Below are 14,908 nucleotides of genomic sequence, written 5' to 3' on the forward strand. Positions count from 1 at the left end.
TTCGACTTCGACGATGCCGTGCTGATGCCCCCGCACCAGGCCGCTGACATGATCTGGTACGCCGACCTTATCGGTAAGGGTGCCGACGGCAAGCCTACCGGCTGGGCCGACATCCATCCGCGCCTGTTTACTGCCAACGCCGACCAAGACGTTTATGTGGTTGGCGACGCAATGGGGTTCATTTCCGACCAGTTTGGCCATTACCCCAAAAGCGCCCACGTGGCCCATGCCGTCGGCAAGATTGTGGCGCAGAACATTGCCGAACGCGTGGCGGGCAAAGAGGTCGTAGCGGTATTGCCCGACAACCTTTGCTACATGATGGTCAATGGCGACCCTCAAGAAGAAATCTCGGTTGTCTTCGAGTATGCGCTCGACCCCAACGGCAAGGTCTTGCAAACCCAAATCGACATGGACGTACGTTCGGCCGATCTGGTTGCCAAAGACTTTGAATGGATCAAAACCCGTTTTAATGACTTTCTTTAATATGTCCCGACAAGTTTCAACCAAGCGGCGCCAGTTGCTCGAGGGCGCCGCAATGGGGCTTGGCATTGTCCTGCTGCCCATGGCTGGGCGAGCACAAACCCAGGCACCGCTCCAGGCCGCCGACCCCGCCCAGGTGCAGGCAATTGTCGACGCGTTTCTTGACGGTGCCAAGCCACTGGCTCAAGGAATTACCCTTGACATGCCGGTGCTGGGCGACAACCCGGCATCCGTGCCTGTCAAGGTGCGCGTCGACCTGCCCATGACCCCGCAGTCGTACTGCAAAGAAATCATCATTCTGGCCGAGGGCAACCCTCGTCCGCTGGCGTGTCGTTTCAAGTTCACGCCGTTGGCGGGCTCGGCAGAAGTTGCCGTGCGCTTGCGCCTTATCGAAACCCAGGCCGTACAGGCCCTGGCTCGCATGAGCGACGGCCGGGTCCTGGCAGCACGTCAGCACATCACCGTCACGGCCGGCGGCTGTGGGATGTAAGGTCAAAAATGAGTCAACCACGTATCTGGATCAGCAACGCCACGCCCGATCAGGGCGAACTCGTGCGCGTACGCGCCCTGATTGAACACCGTATGGAAACCGGCCTGCGCGCTGGGGCCGACGGCAAGCCTGTCGCGCGCAATATCGTCTCTGAATTTCAGGCTCGACTGAACGACGACCTGTTATTCGAGTGGCAACCCGAAACCGCAATTTCCCAAAATCCCTATATTGAATTTACGTTCGTGGCGACCAAGTCGGGCCGGTTGAACATGACCTGGACCGATGACAGCGGCGCCGTGGTAACCGGCAGCACGACTGTAACAGTCAAGGGCTAGAGCTCCCGTTCATTCTTGGCCATGCCACCGTGCGTGACGCCGTGTGGCGGGTCAGGGCTTGTCAGGGTCTGTTTTCGTGGCGTCGCGCTGCTTGTCCTTCGTGCAGCTTTCGGCCAGTGCAAGATAATGGCTTACCCGCCATATATGGTTGCCCGCGCGCTCGAACCAACGGTAGACGTCGGTGATGCGCAAGGGGGGTGGGGTGTTGTTGCCGTTGTTGTTCCCGCCCAGCAGGCCCAAGCGTACGCGCTGCATCAGTTGGTTAAGCGATGCCGCCCCGGCTTCGACCTGTTCCAGCCAATCACTCGAGGCTTCTCCGTTCAAGCCTTTTCGGGCCAGGGCAAGCATGAGGCTTGCCTGATTCACAGCGTCTTCGTACAGGCTGTTGCCGAAATCGGCGCCGTTGTTCAGCACCTGGCGCAATCGGTTGCTGAGTCGCAGCAGGTGGTCTGTGGCATGCAATTGAGCGCTGCGCTGCTCGTTCATGGCGTCGTCGTCGGCGGGCATCTGGATACGAGCCACGAACTCGTAAGCTTCGTCCAGCAGGGCATCGATGCGTGTGAGCGTGTCGCGTGTGGCGGGCGGCGCAGACGAGCTCAGCATCTGTTCGTATAGGTCAAAAAGCTGATTCGCGATGCCTTCGAGCATTCTTTGCGAAGCCTCGAGCGCCACGGTGGGAAGGCTTAGCAGGCTGGCATCCAGATGGTGCTCGACTCGGGTGGTTCGTTCGGGAACCAGCCGCTTTACCAGCCTGGCGAAGTGGTTGATGAAGGGCAGGAACAGGGCGGCGGCCAGGGCCATGAACAATGTATGAAAGGCTGCCAGCGCAATGGCCCCGGGCTCGGCGTTTACATAGCCGGTTGCGGCTGCGACCAGATGCAGGAACAGCGGCAGCAGCAATAGCGCGATGACGCCCGCCGCCACGTTGAACAAAATATAAGCAATAGCCGTGCGCTTGGCATAGACCGTGCCCCCGATGGACACCAGCACGCCGGTCAGTGTGGTGCCGATAGACGCCCCCACCACCACGGCGGCGGCTTGGGCAAAATTGATGGCGCCGGCGTCAAGTGCGGTAAGTGTCATGGCGATGGCCGCGCTTGAAGACTGCAATACGGCCGTCAGCACCAGGCCAATCACGACGACCAGCGCATAGGCCCCGACGCCGCCTGTGGGAAGGTGGGCCAGACTGAACATGGCCGCTATGCCCTGCATGCCTTCCTGCAGGGTGCTCAGCCCCAGAAACAGCATGCCGAACCCTGCCAGGGCGCGGCCCACCTCGGCGACCTGGCCTTTGGACAACAGTTTCAGCAGGGCGCCAATACCGATAAGCGGCAGCGTGTAAAAACCCAGACTGATCTTCAGGCCCAGGCCGGATACGATCCAGCCGGTAGCCGTATTACCCACGCTGGCCCCAATAACGACACCGATGGCTTGTGTGTAGGTAATCAAGCCGGCACTGACAAAGCCGATCAGCGTAACGGTGGTGGCTGTTGATGATTGCGCCAGTGCTGTAATTAGAGCCCCTGAGGCAAACGCCCGTAGCGGACGCCCCGTAAATGCCAATAGCACGCGAGGCAGCGAACCGCCGGCGAAAGCCACCAGACCCTCCGACAACAGCGTCATGCCGATGAGAAAAAGGCCCAAACCCCCTGCGAAGGGAAAAAAGACGTCAAGCATGAACGAAATATGGAAAGTTTTGAAGTTCAAAGTATAGGGCCGATTTTGCTGGAGCCTGCCATGGCAAGCCGCTTACGCTCAGCGGGAAACAGCGCTACCATCGAAAGCATGAGATCGAAGAAATCACCAGGTTGTTTTTTATATGGATAACTGTTTGCACGGCCAAAGGACATTCGCATGAGCCATGGGTTCAGTCGCCGGGTCTGGGTTGTCCTGATCGCAGCGGTCGCTCTTGCTGCGGGTGCTTTAGCTGCCTTGGGTCTGGGTGGCGCGCCAATGGTAGCCGGCCCGCGCCTAATACACGAAGAGCCGTCGCAGTTCGCCCCTGTCGTGGTGTTTGATCACAATGGTGAGCGCTGCATGAGCTTCAACACCATCGACGATGCCGGCCGCCAAACCTGCTTTCGGTTAAGCGACCCCGACAAAATGGTGTTCGAGTACACCCGAATGATGACCAGCGCCTTGTTTGCGGTGCCGGCACCCAATAGCGTGCTGGTTATCGGCTTGGGCGGAGGCACCTTGCCCACCGCTTTGGCCGGAATATTGCCCCACGCAGTGATAGACAGCGTCGAAATCGACCCGGCGGTCGTGCAGGTGGCGCAAACATTCTTTGGCTACAGGCCGGGGCCCCGGCAGCGGGTGTTCGTGCAAGACGGTCGCGAGTTTGTCGAGCAGGCCGGCCGTAGCGGCGCAAGCTACGACCTGATCATGCTCGATGCATTCGATGTCGACTATATTCCCGCCCACTTGCTGACGGTGGAGTTTCTGCAGCAGGTCAAAGCCATTCTTGCCCCTGAAGGCGCACTGGTTGCGAACTCTTTTGCCCGTAGCGACATGTACGAGCGCGAGTCGGCCACTTATGCAGCCGTATTTGGTGCTTTCTTTAACCTGCGTAGCCGTCTCGACGGCAACCGCGTCATTATTGCCATGCCGGGGGGCTTGCCGCCCCACACCATACTGGAGCAAAACGCGCAGGCGCTGTCCGGCCGGCTGGCGCCTTTTGGTATTGACGTCGAAACGGCGTTGTCACGGTTTTCTGCAAAGCCGGACTGGAACGATGAGGCTCAGCCGCTGAGAGACTGAAAAAAGCCGCCTTGCGTGGCGCTACTGATCGAAAGCCTCGAAAGCCGCCTTGATCTCTTGGGGCTTAAGGTCTGAACCAATGGCCACCGACAGCAACAAACGCGCCTTGTGCGCAGAAAGCCAGCCGGCCGGAATAAGGCCGCGCTTGAGCAGGTCAATTTCCGATCCCGGGAAGCCGTAGGTGCTTCTGAAGATGGGCCCGCCGACCACTCGCGAAGCCAGCACCACCGGCATTTTTTGTGCCGTCGCTTCTAAGGCGGATGCCCATTTTTCGGGCGTGTGTCCGACACCCATCGCTTCGATGACGACGCCTTCGTAGCCTAAGCCGGGAAGGGCGGAAAGCAGGTCGGTGTCGTCATCGAGGCTGACCTTGAGCAGTGCGACCTTGCCAAAGCGCGCGGGCGTAAAATGAGGCAGGCCCGAGGTGCCCAGTGTGCGAACCATGCGTGCTGTGCCTTCCATGAAATAACCCAGCGGCCCGCCGTTGGGCGACTGGAATGAGCTGGTCAGCCCCTTGTGCATTTTTTCGACGGCAGCCGCGTGGTGGATTTCATCGTTCAGCACAACCAGTACACCCTGGCCCCGTGCGTTGTGACCGACTGCGGTGGCGACGGCTGCTGTGAGGTTGGCCGGGCCGTCGGCACTCGGCGCCGCCGCTCCACGCATGGCGCCGGTAACCACCAACGGAGCTTGACCGCGATGCAGCAGTTGCAACAGGAAACTGGTTTCGTCGATGGTGTCAGTACCTTGTACGACCACAAAGCCATGAGCCTGCGTGTCAGCAGCAATGTCTTTAGCCACCTGTGCGATTTCAGCCATGGCCAGCGAGGCGCCGGGCTTGAGAAACGGCGTATGTACATTCAGACGGGCCAGTTGCGCCAGGCCGGGCACGCCGGATGTAAGGTCAGCGCCGGTAAGTGTCGGTGTGATTCCATCGGCGCCGGGCGCCATGGTTATGGTGCCGCCCAGTACATAGACATTGACTACGGGCAAGGTCATGCCAGGTCTCCTGATTATTGTGTTCTGGTCGGCAATTTAGAACTCGCCGTCAAGATAAAGCCATATTCCGTCTTCGCGCACGAACCGGCTCGTTTCATGCAGGCGCAGCGCGCGTCCATTATGGCGCGATCTGGCTACGAACTCTACGGTGGCGTGGTTCTGGTCATTCTGCCAGTGGCCGCGCACTTCAAGGCCCAGCCACTGAGTGCCGGGCTCGTTCTTATCAAGCGCGGCAGGGCGAGTGCTGGGATGCCAGGTATCCAGCAGGTAGTCCAGTTCGTCCAGCACGAACGCGGTGTAACGCGACCGCATCAGTGCCGCAGCGTCTGGGGCCATCAGGCGCAGGGGGCCATGGTGCCAGCGGCCGCAGCAGGCGTCATAGTTGACAGTGCTGCCGCAAGGGCACTGCGTTTGCACGCAAGACGGGCGTTTCTTCTTCATGTTTACGGAGCGTAGAGTGGTAAGGATTAATGTTGCTGAAGTGTACCGGCTGGTGCGGTGTCGGCAGGTTTCGTAAACTCTGGCTATGCCCCAAATTGTTAAACCGTCGCGTGTGCGTTGTGCACGCTGCCTGCGCCCGGAATCGCACTGCCTGTGCAGCCATATTACCGTTGTGCCCAATCGTAGCCGCGTATTGATACTGCAGCATACCGACGAAGCAAGACACCCCTTGAACACCGCCAGGCTGGCCGTGCTGGGGTTGAAGAATGCCGAGCTGCTCGTGGGTGAATGGTTTCCTCAACTAAACGACCTGCTTGCTTCGGCTGCCAACCCGATACTGCTGTTTCCGGCAAGTGAACACGCCCTGGCGCCTGTGCGGGTAGCGGCCGACGGCCAGACCACCGAGCCGCCCTTGCTGGTGGTGCCCGACGGTACTTGGCGCATGGCGCGTAAAATTATTCGGGCCAACCCGGTATTGGGCAGTTTGCCCCGCCTTACGCTTCCGCTTGGCGCAGCTTCCGAGTATCGTGTTCGCAAGGCGCGCGAACCCGCGGCAGTCTCCACGATCGAGGCCGTTGTTCGTGCTTTGTCGTTGCTGGAACCTCAGGGTAATTTTCAGCCATTGCTCAGGCCGTTTCATGTGCTGGTGCAGCAGCAGATACAGGCCATGGGGCCCGAGGTTTTTCACCGAAACCACGCCATGCGCATACCTGGCCCTTTGCCCTCCAGTGATTACGCACAGGTGGGTCAGGAGCCCTGATGGTGACCCGGTATATTGTCTCTACCGATGAGTTAGTGTTTAGCGCTATTCGGGCCCAGGGCTCAGGCGGCCAGAACGTGAACAAGGTGTCCAGCGCCATTCACTTGCGTTTCTCCATTCCCGATTCGACCTTGCCCGACGAGATCAAACAGCGCTTGTTGGCACTGCGCGACCAGCGCATTACCGATGAGGGTGTGGTGGTGATCAAGGCTCAAAGCAGCCGCAGCCAGGAAAAGAACAAGCTAGAGGCTGTAGGACGGTTGCAAGAGCTGGTCGCCAGTGTGTCGCAACCTGCCAAGCCGCGCCGGCCCACCCGCCCCACATTGGGGTCAAAGCGCAAACGGCGTGAAGGTAAGTCGGCCCGGTCAGAGGTTAAAAAGCTGCGGGGCCGGGTGCTGCCTTAGCCGGCTGTCAAAGCCTATACACTTCGCGTGCCTTCGACACTTTAGGCCCCTGAGCGGATCGCTGGATTACACCCGCTTATAGCCCCGGGAAGCGGTCAATTTTCGACAGCGGAATATTGGCGTCAAAAATCTTGAAACGCAGCCCTGTTACCCCCATGCCGGTAAGGCGGGCGGTGTGCATGTCTTTATAGGCGTTAAGTGTTTCAAGGTTTTCGAAGCAGTAAATGCCGCCGGCCTCGCCGGTTTCGGCGTTTTCGGTCCAGAGCTTCCAGACCAGACCGGGTTCATTGGCAATGCTTTGCGCCAGCCCCTGCATCATTTCGCTCATTTCTGCGCCGAACGGGCCGGGGGTGGGAAAGTCGACTTGTAGAATCTTCATGCGTGCCTCCGGTGGATCAAAGTTTGTGTCAGGTTAGCTTCAAAACCGGCTTTACCGTTAAGCCGGAAGCAGAGTCTTCAAAGGCTTGGTTGATCTGGCTGAACTCGTAAAATTTGATCAGTTTGTCGAACGGGAACTTGCCTTGTTTGTAGAACTCGACCAGTTGGGGAATAAACACCCGTGGTACGGAATCGCCTTCGATGACGCCGATCATGCTTTTGCCTTCGGCCATCAGGTCGTTATGCACATCGATGGTCATTTCAGGGGTGACACCGACAATGGCCGCTTGCCCCAGCGGGCGCAGTGCGTTCAGGCATTGGCGCACAACGGGGGGCGCACCGGTGGTCTCGACGGCATAATGTGTGCCGCCACCGGAAGCGGCCTTGATCTCCTTCACAACGTCGACGTTCTTGCCATTGAGCGCATGCGTGGCGCCCAGTTCGCGCGCGAGCTCCAGGCGGTTGTCGTGTATGTCGACTGCAACAATTTGCGGACATCCGGCAATTTTCGCCGCCATAATGGCGCTGAGCCCAACTGCTCCGCAGCCGTATACGGCAATCGACGCTCCGAACTGCGGCTTGAGACGATTAAGCACGGTGCCGGCGCCGGTTTGAATGCCGCAGCCCAGCGGCCCCAGCAGCGCCAGATCAACGTCTTTGTCGACCTTGACCACGTTGCGTTCGTGCGCAATGGCATGCGTGCCAAACGACGATTGTCCGAAGAACGTGTGTATGTCGGTGTCGCCTTGGTGCAGACGGCAGGTGTGATCGTCCATGCGCCCGCCGAAATTCAGGTCATTGAAAATTTCGCACACGGTGGGGTGCCCGGTCAGGCAACTGCTGCACTGGCCGCAATGGGCAAACGACATGACCACGTGGTCGCCCGGCGCCAGTCGGGTTACGTTTTCACCCACCTTTTCGATTATGCCGGCGCCCTCGTGACCCAGCACAATGGGGTAGGGAGATACGCCCAGGTCGCGCCCTACAGCGTCGGTATGGCACACACCCGTGGCCACGATCTTGACCAGCACCTCATTTGCCTGGAGCCCCGAAAGAGAGACCTCTTCAATTGAAAACGATTGACCCTGGGTATGAGTGACCGCTGCTTGAATTTTCATCGCTGTCTCCATGGTGGGGGGGGGGGGTGAGCATTAGTGTCAATTCTAGTGCCTATTGTTGCCGGGCGCCGCGTCCGGGTGGAAAAAATGGTGTGCATCCGGCTGCACGGTTTCAGCCAGAATGCCTGCGGAAAATATGCCACCGATGAGGCAAAGCGGGGTTACGATAGGTACCGAGTTCGATAGGAACCAAGCTTCGAAGCGAATCACTCTTTGAAGGCCGATGGTTGCTGTAGGGATTTTTTAGAATAGTGATCTTACGGAGACGCACATGGGGCGCGTAACAGGAAAGGTGGCTTTGGTAACGGGCGGAGCGTTGGGGCTGGGTAAAGCCGCGGCGCAAATGCTGGCCCGCGAAGGCGCCAAGGTGGTGGTTACCGACGTAAACGTGGAAGAAGGGCAGAAGACCGCACAAAGCATTGGCGCCAACGCCATTTTCGTGCAGCATGACGCCAGTAGCGAAGCGCAGTGGAAAGCCGCTATCAAAGCAGCGCTCGACACGTTCGGCCGGCTCGACATTTTGGTCAACAACGCCGGCATCGGTTTTTTAGGCAGCGTCGAAGACACCTCCCTGGAAGACTGGCGCAAGACCCAAAGCGTGAACCTGGACGGCGTGTTCCTGGGCACCAAATACGGAATCGAGGCTATGCGTAAAAGCGGTGGGGGCTCGATTATTAATTTGTCGTCGATTGAAGGGCTGGTGGGCGACCCCAACCTGGCCGCTTACAACGCCAGCAAGGGCGGCGTTCGCATCTTTACCAAGTCGGCCGCCTTGCATTGCGCGCGCCAGAAATACGGCATACGCATTAACTCGGTGCACCCGGGCTATATCTGGACCCCAATGGTCGAGGCCGTTACCCAAGGCAAGGGTACCGAAAAGTACCAGTCTTTGGTTGACCTGCACCCCGTTGGCCACCTTGGCGAGCCCGACGACGTTGCCTACGGCATTCTTTATTTGGCGTCTGATGAATCAAAGTTTGTTACCGGCACCGAGCTGGTGATTGACGGTGGCTATACCGCCCAGTAATTACAAGGCTTAAGCGTAGTACGGTCAATGCACCTAACGTTACGGCGTTAACGCTCTGGGTGCATGGCTGGCTTCACTGGTTTTCCATGCCGTGGCTCATCCAGCCGTGCAGGCCGTCGACCCACGTTTCTGCCGGCAGCCCCAGCGTGGCATGTATTTCTGTCGCCCGCGCATACAGCGCTTCAAAATCAACAGAGGGCGCCTGCTTGAATGCAATGGCCACCATATTGCCGTCGTGCACTTCCGGCAACCACGCTACCGCCTCAAACGATTTTTCCATCATTTGAATGTGGTTCAGATGTTCAGGCCAGTCACAATACAAGTTAATGGTCATCATGCCCTTGTATGTAAGGCAATTGGCGCAGGCGGCATAGAAGGCATCGGTGCTTAGCAGTGGCTCTTTTGCTTGGGCGTCATACAAATCAACCTGCAAAATGTCGATGGACCGGCGGCGGGAAAAATCGCTGACGTAATCCAGGGCGTCCATATTCAGAACGCGAAGCCGATCATCGTCGGGCGGCAATTCAAAGTGGCTGCGACAAATATCGATGACACCGGGGTTCAGCTCGACCGCCGTGACCTTTGCCGGCGCCAGCCGGTGGTGGCAGAACTTGGTGAGCGCCGCGGCGCCCAGGCCAAGCTGCACAACATGGTCCGCATTTTCGCGAAACAGCAGCCACATCATCATCTGCTGCACATATTCCAACTCAATGTTAGTGGGCTGGTCGATGCGCATGGCGCCTTGTACGACCGGCGAGCCAAAATGCAAGGTGCGCACTCCCTCGCTTTCCACGATGTTCAGCATAATCTTATTCATTTGATGTCACAGGACATTATCGCCAATTCCTGTGCGCGGCGTTGCGATGCCACCTTACGTTGCAAGGGGCATCCGGCAAGTAGCCAGGGACTAAGTCAGCATCAGTCTGCCGGCGTCCATGGATTGTTCTTGCGACAGCTTCAGTTCACGCGTCAGCTTGCCCAGGGCAGTCGAGGCGCCTACCAGGGCCGCGCTGAGCGCCATGATTTGCGCCTGCAACAGGGCAACTTTCGTCTTGCGCTGGTCGGGCCGCATCTTGGTGTCGGCCATGGCGTCCCGCAGCTCGGCCTGCCTTTCGCGAAGCTCTTCGCGAAGCTCGCGAATGCGTTTTAGCAAGGCTTTGACCGAATCGGGCAGATCAGATTCATCGATGTCCGCATTTGACTTGGCACGCCCGGCCGGGCCGACACCCATGGCCATGACCTTGCCGGCCCCCGAAAGGTCAACGAACACACTTTTCCGACCGGCTTTCTGGGCCAGCGCGTCGGCAGCCTCTTTCATTTTCGCCAGGTGCTCGTCCTTCGGGCCTGCCTGCGCATCGCCTTGAAGCGCGCGGGTACCGGCTACGGCCGCCATTGGACGCTGCTCAGCCGAACCTGGCGTGGGGTGACTTGCGGGCGGTATGGCGGCATCGACTCGAATCATGGGCTGGCTCCCTGGTTTTGGCCTTCACCTACAGTTACGTCCTGTTCCACTTATTGTTTACCGCAACTTGAACGCAAGCGGGCCGAAGTGGCAGATAATACGGTTAGCCGCCGGCCCTTAGGGCCGGGCCGAATGACCTGAGCGCATTTACGCCATGAACCAGAAACCAAGGTTAGAGATCAACCCGCCCGTGTTTTTTACATCGGCTGCGTTTATCTTGGGGCTGGTGATTTTCGCTGCGGCCATGCCCGATACTTTGCAGCGCTTGTTCAGTTCGGTACAAAACTGGATCTTCCAGAACGTAAGCTGGTTTTATATGCTTACGGTTGCGATTATTCTTATCGCCACGCTGTATGCCGCCCTAAGCCGCTTCGGTGAAATCAAGCTGGGCCCCGACCATAGCGAGCCCGACTACCGCGACCCTGCGTGGTACTCCATGCTTTTTGCTGCGGGCATGGGTATAGGGCTGATGTTCTTCGGCGTGGCCGAACCGGTCATGCACTTTCTAGACCCCCCCACGGGCGAAGGCGGCACCGCCGCCGCGGCGCGCCAGGCCCTGGGCATTACGTTTTTTCATTGGGGCCTGCATGCCTGGGCCATCTACGCCATTGTGGCCCTCATTCTGGCGTACTTCAGCTTTCGCCAAGGCCTGCCGCTTACTTTGCGTTCTGCGCTGTATCCCATGCTGGGCGACCGAATCTACGGGCCGATCGGGCACGCGGTAGATATTTTCGCCATTATCGGCACCGTGTTTGGCGTGGCTACTTCGTTGGGCGTGGGCGTGTCACAGATCAACACCGGCCTGAATTACCTTTTTGGTGTTCCGGTTGGCGAAGGCGTTCAGGTCATACTTATTATTCTGGCCGTCAGCCTTGCCACCTTGTCAGCCGCCAGCGGCGTCAACAAGGGCATCAAGATCTTGTCCGAACTTAATATGGTGTTGGCTATTTTGCTGATGCTGTTTGTCATGTTCGTCGGTCCGACCGTGTTCTTGCTGCAGACCTTCATCGAAAATACCGGGGTATACCTTTCTGGCATCGTCTCCCGCACCTTCAATCTGTACGCTTACGAACCTAGCGACTGGATCGGCGGATGGACAGTTTTTTACTGGGGGTGGTGGATCTCCTGGTCGCCGTTTGTGGGGGTGTTCATTGCCCGCATTTCGCGCGGGCGCACGATTCGCCAGTTCGTGGGTGGGGTTCTGCTGATGCCCACGGGGTTCACTTTTATGTGGATGACCGTATTCGGAGACACCGCCATTCATATGATTCTGGCGCAAGGAATGAGCGACCTGGCTGATACGGTAAGCGCCGATGAAACCATGGCGCTGTTCGTGTTTTTAGAAAAACTGCCGTGGTCGACGGTAATGAGCACCCTGGCCGTTGCCATGGTGCTGGTCTTTTTTGTTACTTCGGCCGACAGCGGGGCGCTGGTTGTCGACCAGCTTGCGGCGGGCGGCGTCGAGAACCCACCGGTGTGGCAGCGAATTTTTTGGTCGGTAGTGATGGGGGCGGCGGCAATTGTATTGCTGCTTGCCGACGGTCTTGCCGCGTTGCAAACGGCCACCATCGCCACCGCCTTGCCGTTTTCGATAATTTTGCTCATAGCAATCTGGGGGCTGTTCAAGGCACTGCGACTTGACCTGATGAAGCGCAATTTGCGCTCTCGCCGACTTAGCCGTGGCTCGGCCAGCGTAGCTTCCGAAACGTGGCAGGAACGCCTTCGCAATATGGTTTTAATGCCCCGTCGCCGACATGTCGAACGCTTTATCAATGAAATTGTGCGTGTGGCCATGACTGAGGTCAGCGAAGAGCTGCGCAAGCAGGGGTACGAGGCGCGGATCGAAGAAAGTGATGGGGCCCCCCTTACCCTGGTGGTGCCTCATGGCGACAAGCTGGATTTTTCGTACAGCGTTCACAGCATAGAAGTGAAACGCCCCAGCCTGACACCCGAAGAGCTGGCAGACGACGAAGAGTCTCGCTATTACCGTGCAGAGGTTCACTTGGGTGAAGGCGGCCAGGACTACGACATTATGGGCTGGAGCCGCGACCAGATCATTGGCGATGTCCTGGACCAATACGAGCGGCACCGACATTACCTGCGTCTTACCCACTAACGACCGGCATGTCCTTGAAAAATTCCATACGAATGCTTATTGTTGAAGACCATGTCGGTCTGGCCGCCAATTTGTCCGAATTTTTTCATGAAGACCGCTATGTGCTTGATTTCGCATCAGACGGCCTGACGGCGCTTCATCTTGTTGCGACCAACGAATACGACGTCATTATTCTCGATGTAATGCTTCCCGGGCTTTCTGGTTTTGAAATTTGCCGACGTATCCGACATGACATTCGGTCGTCGACGCCGGTCATCATCATCACCTCAAAAGATCAGTTACACGACAAAGAAACAGGTTTTTCAGTGGGTGCCGACGACTATCTCGTCAAGCCCTTCAACCTTCGCGAGCTTCAACTTAGGGTAGAAGCGCTGCATCGGCGCAAGGCCGGGTTTTCAAGGTCGCCCGAGCTGCGTGTGCCCGGCATCAGTTTCGATCCGACCACACTCACGGTTCGCACCGACAGGGGCGACGAAATCGAGCTGTCGGGAACGGCCGCCAGAATATTCGAAGCGCTTATCAAGGCCTACCCCGGCGTTCTTTCGTATACACAGATCCAGAGTACTGTGTGGGGCGAAAAAGAAGTAGATATGAACACCGTGCGCACACACGTGTATTCATTGCGCAAGGCGCTTCACGACGCGTTCCGTTATCCGATGATAAAAACCATGCATGGTCGCGGCTACCGTCTGGTTCTACCTAGTACAGTGTCCGGATGAAGCTGGCGTCGATCTCGCGGCGAGTTTACCGAGCCATACTCGCGGTCAGTGTGGCAACGACACTTGCCATGGTGATGACCGTGTTATTGGTCAATGAAGACCTTGAGCACACTTTGCTAGATGCGCAGTTTGCGCAAGAGCGTGATTTCATCCTGATGAATCATGCCAAAGATGAAACCTTTATATGGGACACCCCCGATCTGGCAGTGGCTTTTGTGCCGAAGAACGAGCCTCGACCGATTCTCTTGCCCAAAGTATTCCAAGGTCTTACAAGCAACTACTCGGCTGAAATAAATAGAGATGGCGATACTTACCTGGTACGCATCGACGAAGTAGAAAACGGTGTTCTGTATTTAGCCAAGAGCATTACGCATTTTGAACAACGCGAGGCTCTGTTCAGCATTGCGCTGGTGGTCATGGCGCTGACTATTTTTGCCTTAAGCCTGTTGCTTGCCGTGCTCAGCAGCCGCCGAATCGTCAAGCCATTAAAGCTTTTGTCCGAGCGGATCAGCAGTGTACCCGTGGGCCCCAACATGCCGCGACTGAAGCTCGACTACAACGACGCCGAGCTGCACTCGATTGCGCTGACGTTCAACCGCTTCCTGGATGAGCTGGAAGCTTACGTTCGCAGAGAACAAACGCTGTTGAGTCTGGCGGGCCATGAGCTAAGAACGCCTATTGCGGTTATGTCGGGTGCGCTCGACATTATCGAGTCTCGCGGCCAACTTAATGAAAAGGACAAGGCCACGCTGCTGCGCGCGCGAAAGTCGTGCGATGAAATGACGAATAACGTCAATATTTTGCTTAAGTTAGCGCGTCGTGACCCTGGGAAACCGACGCAGGTGCTTATTGATGTAGCAGAGGTTGCACAAAAGGTGGTTGAAGATCTTAGGGTCAGCCATAACGCCGGCGATCGGGTGAAGCTCAGTGCGCTTGGCCCCCTTATTGTGCAGGCTGACGCGGCGATGCTAAGCATGCTTTTACGCAATCTTATCCAGAATGCGGTGCAACATACCAGGCACGAGGTTCGGGTAACCATCAGCGACGGGTTTGTGGACGTCGAAGATCAGGGCGGCGGCCTGAAGGCCGACGAGCAGGCCATACTCATGGGGCGGCAAAGAATCGCTTCCGACGATCGTTTTGTAAGCGGGTTGGGGCTGTATGTCGTCACGTTAATGGCCGAAAGGCTTGGTTGGCGGCTCGATGTCTCGCAAACTGATCAGAACGGCACCAGAATACGGATTACGCCCCCGCCAAGCTGCTTGCCTTCAGCCTAAAGACACAAGGCCCTCGCTTCGGATTGATGAATTTTTGATGTTTGCTTGATGAATTATTGGTGCCCCAGTTTGTATTCTGGTTTCCCCGTAGTCATCAACAGCGAGCTAGCACTCTCATGAACGCGTTAGTCGAGAAGTGGCC

General features: G+C 57.6%; 16 protein-coding genes and 1 pseudogene. 10 read left to right on the forward strand and 7 right to left on the reverse strand.

Going from position 1 to position 14,908, the window contains the following annotated elements; genetic code table 11:
- The 3 genes and pseudogenes from VL003_RS01230 to soxZ form a co-directional block, all read left to right on the forward strand.
- Positions 1 to 483: pseudogene (locus VL003_RS01230) on the forward strand (NAD(P)/FAD-dependent oxidoreductase); the annotation flags it as partial.
- A gap of 1 nt (position 484) precedes the next feature.
- Positions 485 to 970 carry a thiosulfate oxidation carrier protein SoxY gene (locus VL003_RS01235; RefSeq protein WP_325438763.1) on the forward strand — a complete coding sequence of 162 codons (486 nt, stop codon included), beginning with the start codon at positions 485 to 487 and terminating at the stop codon, positions 968 to 970.
- An 8-nt stretch (positions 971 to 978) separates the two neighbouring features.
- Positions 979 to 1,305 (forward strand): thiosulfate oxidation carrier complex protein SoxZ, encoded by a 327-nt coding sequence (gene soxZ / locus VL003_RS01240; RefSeq protein WP_325438765.1) that lies wholly within the window; start codon positions 979 to 981, stop codon positions 1,303 to 1,305.
- A gap of 51 nt (positions 1,306 to 1,356) precedes the next feature.
- On the opposite strand, the gene VL003_RS01245 is transcribed toward soxZ, so the two are convergent.
- On the reverse strand, positions 1,357 to 3,012 hold the full coding sequence (locus VL003_RS01245; protein ID WP_325438767.1) for a Na/Pi cotransporter family protein: 1,656 nt from the start codon (positions 3,010 to 3,012) through the stop codon (positions 1,357 to 1,359).
- 147 nt (positions 3,013 to 3,159) lie between these two features.
- On the opposite strand from VL003_RS01245, the gene VL003_RS01250 reads away from it, so the two are divergent.
- On the forward strand, positions 3,160 to 4,065 hold the full coding sequence (locus VL003_RS01250) for a spermidine synthase (protein ID WP_325438768.1): 906 nt from the start codon (positions 3,160 to 3,162) through the stop codon (positions 4,063 to 4,065).
- Between the two features lie 21 nt (positions 4,066 to 4,086).
- Here the strand turns inward: VL003_RS01250 and VL003_RS01255 are convergent, their stop codons facing one another.
- Together VL003_RS01255 and VL003_RS01260 are read right to left on the reverse strand one after the other, a co-directional pair.
- The gene (locus VL003_RS01255) at positions 4,087 to 5,064 is read right to left on the reverse strand and encodes an asparaginase (RefSeq protein ID WP_325438770.1); all 978 of its coding nucleotides are present in this window, start codon (positions 5,062 to 5,064) and stop codon (positions 4,087 to 4,089) included.
- Positions 5,065 to 5,100: 36 nt separating this feature from the next.
- The gene (locus VL003_RS01260; protein WP_325438772.1) at positions 5,101 to 5,505 is read right to left on the reverse strand and encodes a YchJ family protein; all 405 of its coding nucleotides are present in this window, start codon (positions 5,503 to 5,505) and stop codon (positions 5,101 to 5,103) included.
- An 85-nt stretch (positions 5,506 to 5,590) separates the two neighbouring features.
- Between VL003_RS01260 and VL003_RS01265 the strand changes: the two genes are divergently transcribed.
- Both VL003_RS01265 and arfB read left to right on the forward strand, forming a co-directional pair.
- Positions 5,591 to 6,265, forward strand: a complete 675-nt coding sequence (locus VL003_RS01265; protein WP_325438774.1) for a tRNA-uridine aminocarboxypropyltransferase — start codon at positions 5,591 to 5,593, stop codon at positions 6,263 to 6,265.
- On the forward strand, positions 6,265 to 6,669 hold the full coding sequence (arfB, locus tag VL003_RS01270) for an alternative ribosome rescue aminoacyl-tRNA hydrolase ArfB (protein WP_325438776.1): 405 nt from the start codon (positions 6,265 to 6,267) through the stop codon (positions 6,667 to 6,669). Before VL003_RS01265 ends, arfB begins: the two co-directional genes overlap by 1 nt.
- 76 nt (positions 6,670 to 6,745) lie before the next feature.
- Here arfB and VL003_RS01275 read toward each other — a convergent pair whose 3' ends face one another.
- Both VL003_RS01275 and VL003_RS01280 read right to left on the reverse strand, forming a co-directional pair.
- Complete coding sequence (locus VL003_RS01275) at positions 6,746 to 7,048, reverse strand: monooxygenase (protein WP_325438778.1); 303 nt, start codon at positions 7,046 to 7,048, stop codon at positions 6,746 to 6,748.
- A 28-nt stretch (positions 7,049 to 7,076) separates the two neighbouring features.
- Positions 7,077 to 8,165, reverse strand: coding sequence for an NAD(P)-dependent alcohol dehydrogenase (locus tag VL003_RS01280; protein WP_325438780.1), 1,089 nt, complete (start codon positions 8,163 to 8,165; stop codon positions 7,077 to 7,079).
- Between the two features lie 271 nt (positions 8,166 to 8,436).
- On the opposite strand from VL003_RS01280, the gene VL003_RS01285 reads away from it, so the two are divergent.
- Positions 8,437 to 9,192: an SDR family oxidoreductase gene (locus tag VL003_RS01285; RefSeq protein ID WP_325438782.1), complete on the forward strand. Its 756-nt coding sequence runs from the start codon at positions 8,437 to 8,439 to the stop codon at positions 9,190 to 9,192.
- A gap of 73 nt (positions 9,193 to 9,265) precedes the next feature.
- Here the strand turns inward: VL003_RS01285 and VL003_RS01290 are convergent, their stop codons facing one another.
- Together VL003_RS01290 and VL003_RS01295 are read right to left on the reverse strand one after the other, a co-directional pair.
- Positions 9,266 to 9,997 (reverse strand): spermine/spermidine synthase domain-containing protein, encoded by a 732-nt coding sequence (locus VL003_RS01290; RefSeq protein WP_325438784.1) that lies wholly within the window; start codon positions 9,995 to 9,997, stop codon positions 9,266 to 9,268.
- Positions 9,998 to 10,099: 102 nt separating this feature from the next.
- Entirely contained in the window at positions 10,100 to 10,654 is a 555-nt protein-coding gene (locus VL003_RS01295; RefSeq protein ID WP_325438786.1) for a hypothetical protein, read from the reverse strand.
- Between the two features lie 154 nt (positions 10,655 to 10,808).
- Here VL003_RS01295 and VL003_RS01300 point away from each other — a divergent pair, with 154 nt between their 5' ends.
- The 3 genes from VL003_RS01300 to VL003_RS01310 are packed head-to-tail and all read left to right on the forward strand — an operon-like array spanning position 10,809 to position 14,766.
- Positions 10,809 to 12,770: a BCCT family transporter gene (locus VL003_RS01300; RefSeq protein WP_325438788.1), complete on the forward strand. Its 1,962-nt coding sequence runs from the start codon at positions 10,809 to 10,811 to the stop codon at positions 12,768 to 12,770.
- 8 nt (positions 12,771 to 12,778) lie between these two features.
- Positions 12,779 to 13,489: a response regulator transcription factor gene (locus tag VL003_RS01305; protein WP_325438790.1), complete on the forward strand. Its 711-nt coding sequence runs from the start codon at positions 12,779 to 12,781 to the stop codon at positions 13,487 to 13,489.
- The gene (locus VL003_RS01310; protein WP_325438792.1) at positions 13,486 to 14,766 is read left to right on the forward strand and encodes a HAMP domain-containing sensor histidine kinase; all 1,281 of its coding nucleotides are present in this window, start codon (positions 13,486 to 13,488) and stop codon (positions 14,764 to 14,766) included. Before VL003_RS01305 ends, VL003_RS01310 begins: the two co-directional genes overlap by 4 nt.
- The last annotated feature ends 142 nt before the right edge of the window (positions 14,767 to 14,908 follow it).

The sequence above is a fragment of the Pusillimonas sp. genome (assembly GCF_035515275.1).
In the GTDB taxonomy this organism is placed as follows: domain Bacteria; phylum Pseudomonadota; class Gammaproteobacteria; order Burkholderiales; family Burkholderiaceae_B; genus Pusillimonas.

Coding starts and splice junctions, on each gene's coding strand:
- VL003_RS01265 (WP_325438774.1), top strand. CDS start 5,591: ATGCCCCAAATTGTTAAACCGTCGCGTGTGCGTTGTGCACGCTGCCTG.
- VL003_RS01295 (WP_325438786.1), bottom strand. CDS start 10,654: ATGATTCGAGTCGATGCCGCCATACCGCCCGCAAGTCACCCCACGCCA.
- VL003_RS01305 (WP_325438790.1), top strand. CDS start 12,779: ATGTCCTTGAAAAATTCCATACGAATGCTTATTGTTGAAGACCATGTC.
- VL003_RS01250 (WP_325438768.1), top strand. CDS start 3,160: ATGAGCCATGGGTTCAGTCGCCGGGTCTGGGTTGTCCTGATCGCAGCG.
- VL003_RS01310 (WP_325438792.1), top strand. CDS start 13,486: ATGAAGCTGGCGTCGATCTCGCGGCGAGTTTACCGAGCCATACTCGCG.
- arfB (WP_325438776.1), top strand. CDS start 6,265: ATGGTGACCCGGTATATTGTCTCTACCGATGAGTTAGTGTTTAGCGCT.
- VL003_RS01260 (WP_325438772.1), bottom strand. CDS start 5,505: ATGAAGAAGAAACGCCCGTCTTGCGTGCAAACGCAGTGCCCTTGCGGC.
- VL003_RS01290 (WP_325438784.1), bottom strand. CDS start 9,997: ATGCTGAACATCGTGGAAAGCGAGGGAGTGCGCACCTTGCATTTTGGC.
- VL003_RS01285 (WP_325438782.1), top strand. CDS start 8,437: ATGGGGCGCGTAACAGGAAAGGTGGCTTTGGTAACGGGCGGAGCGTTG.
- VL003_RS01280 (WP_325438780.1), bottom strand. CDS start 8,165: ATGAAAATTCAAGCAGCGGTCACTCATACCCAGGGTCAATCGTTTTCA.
- VL003_RS01255 (WP_325438770.1), bottom strand. CDS start 5,064: ATGACCTTGCCCGTAGTCAATGTCTATGTACTGGGCGGCACCATAACC.
- soxZ (WP_325438765.1), top strand. CDS start 979: ATGAGTCAACCACGTATCTGGATCAGCAACGCCACGCCCGATCAGGGC.
- VL003_RS01235 (WP_325438763.1), top strand. CDS start 485: ATGTCCCGACAAGTTTCAACCAAGCGGCGCCAGTTGCTCGAGGGCGCC.
- VL003_RS01275 (WP_325438778.1), bottom strand. CDS start 7,048: ATGAAGATTCTACAAGTCGACTTTCCCACCCCCGGCCCGTTCGGCGCA.
- VL003_RS01300 (WP_325438788.1), top strand. CDS start 10,809: ATGAACCAGAAACCAAGGTTAGAGATCAACCCGCCCGTGTTTTTTACA.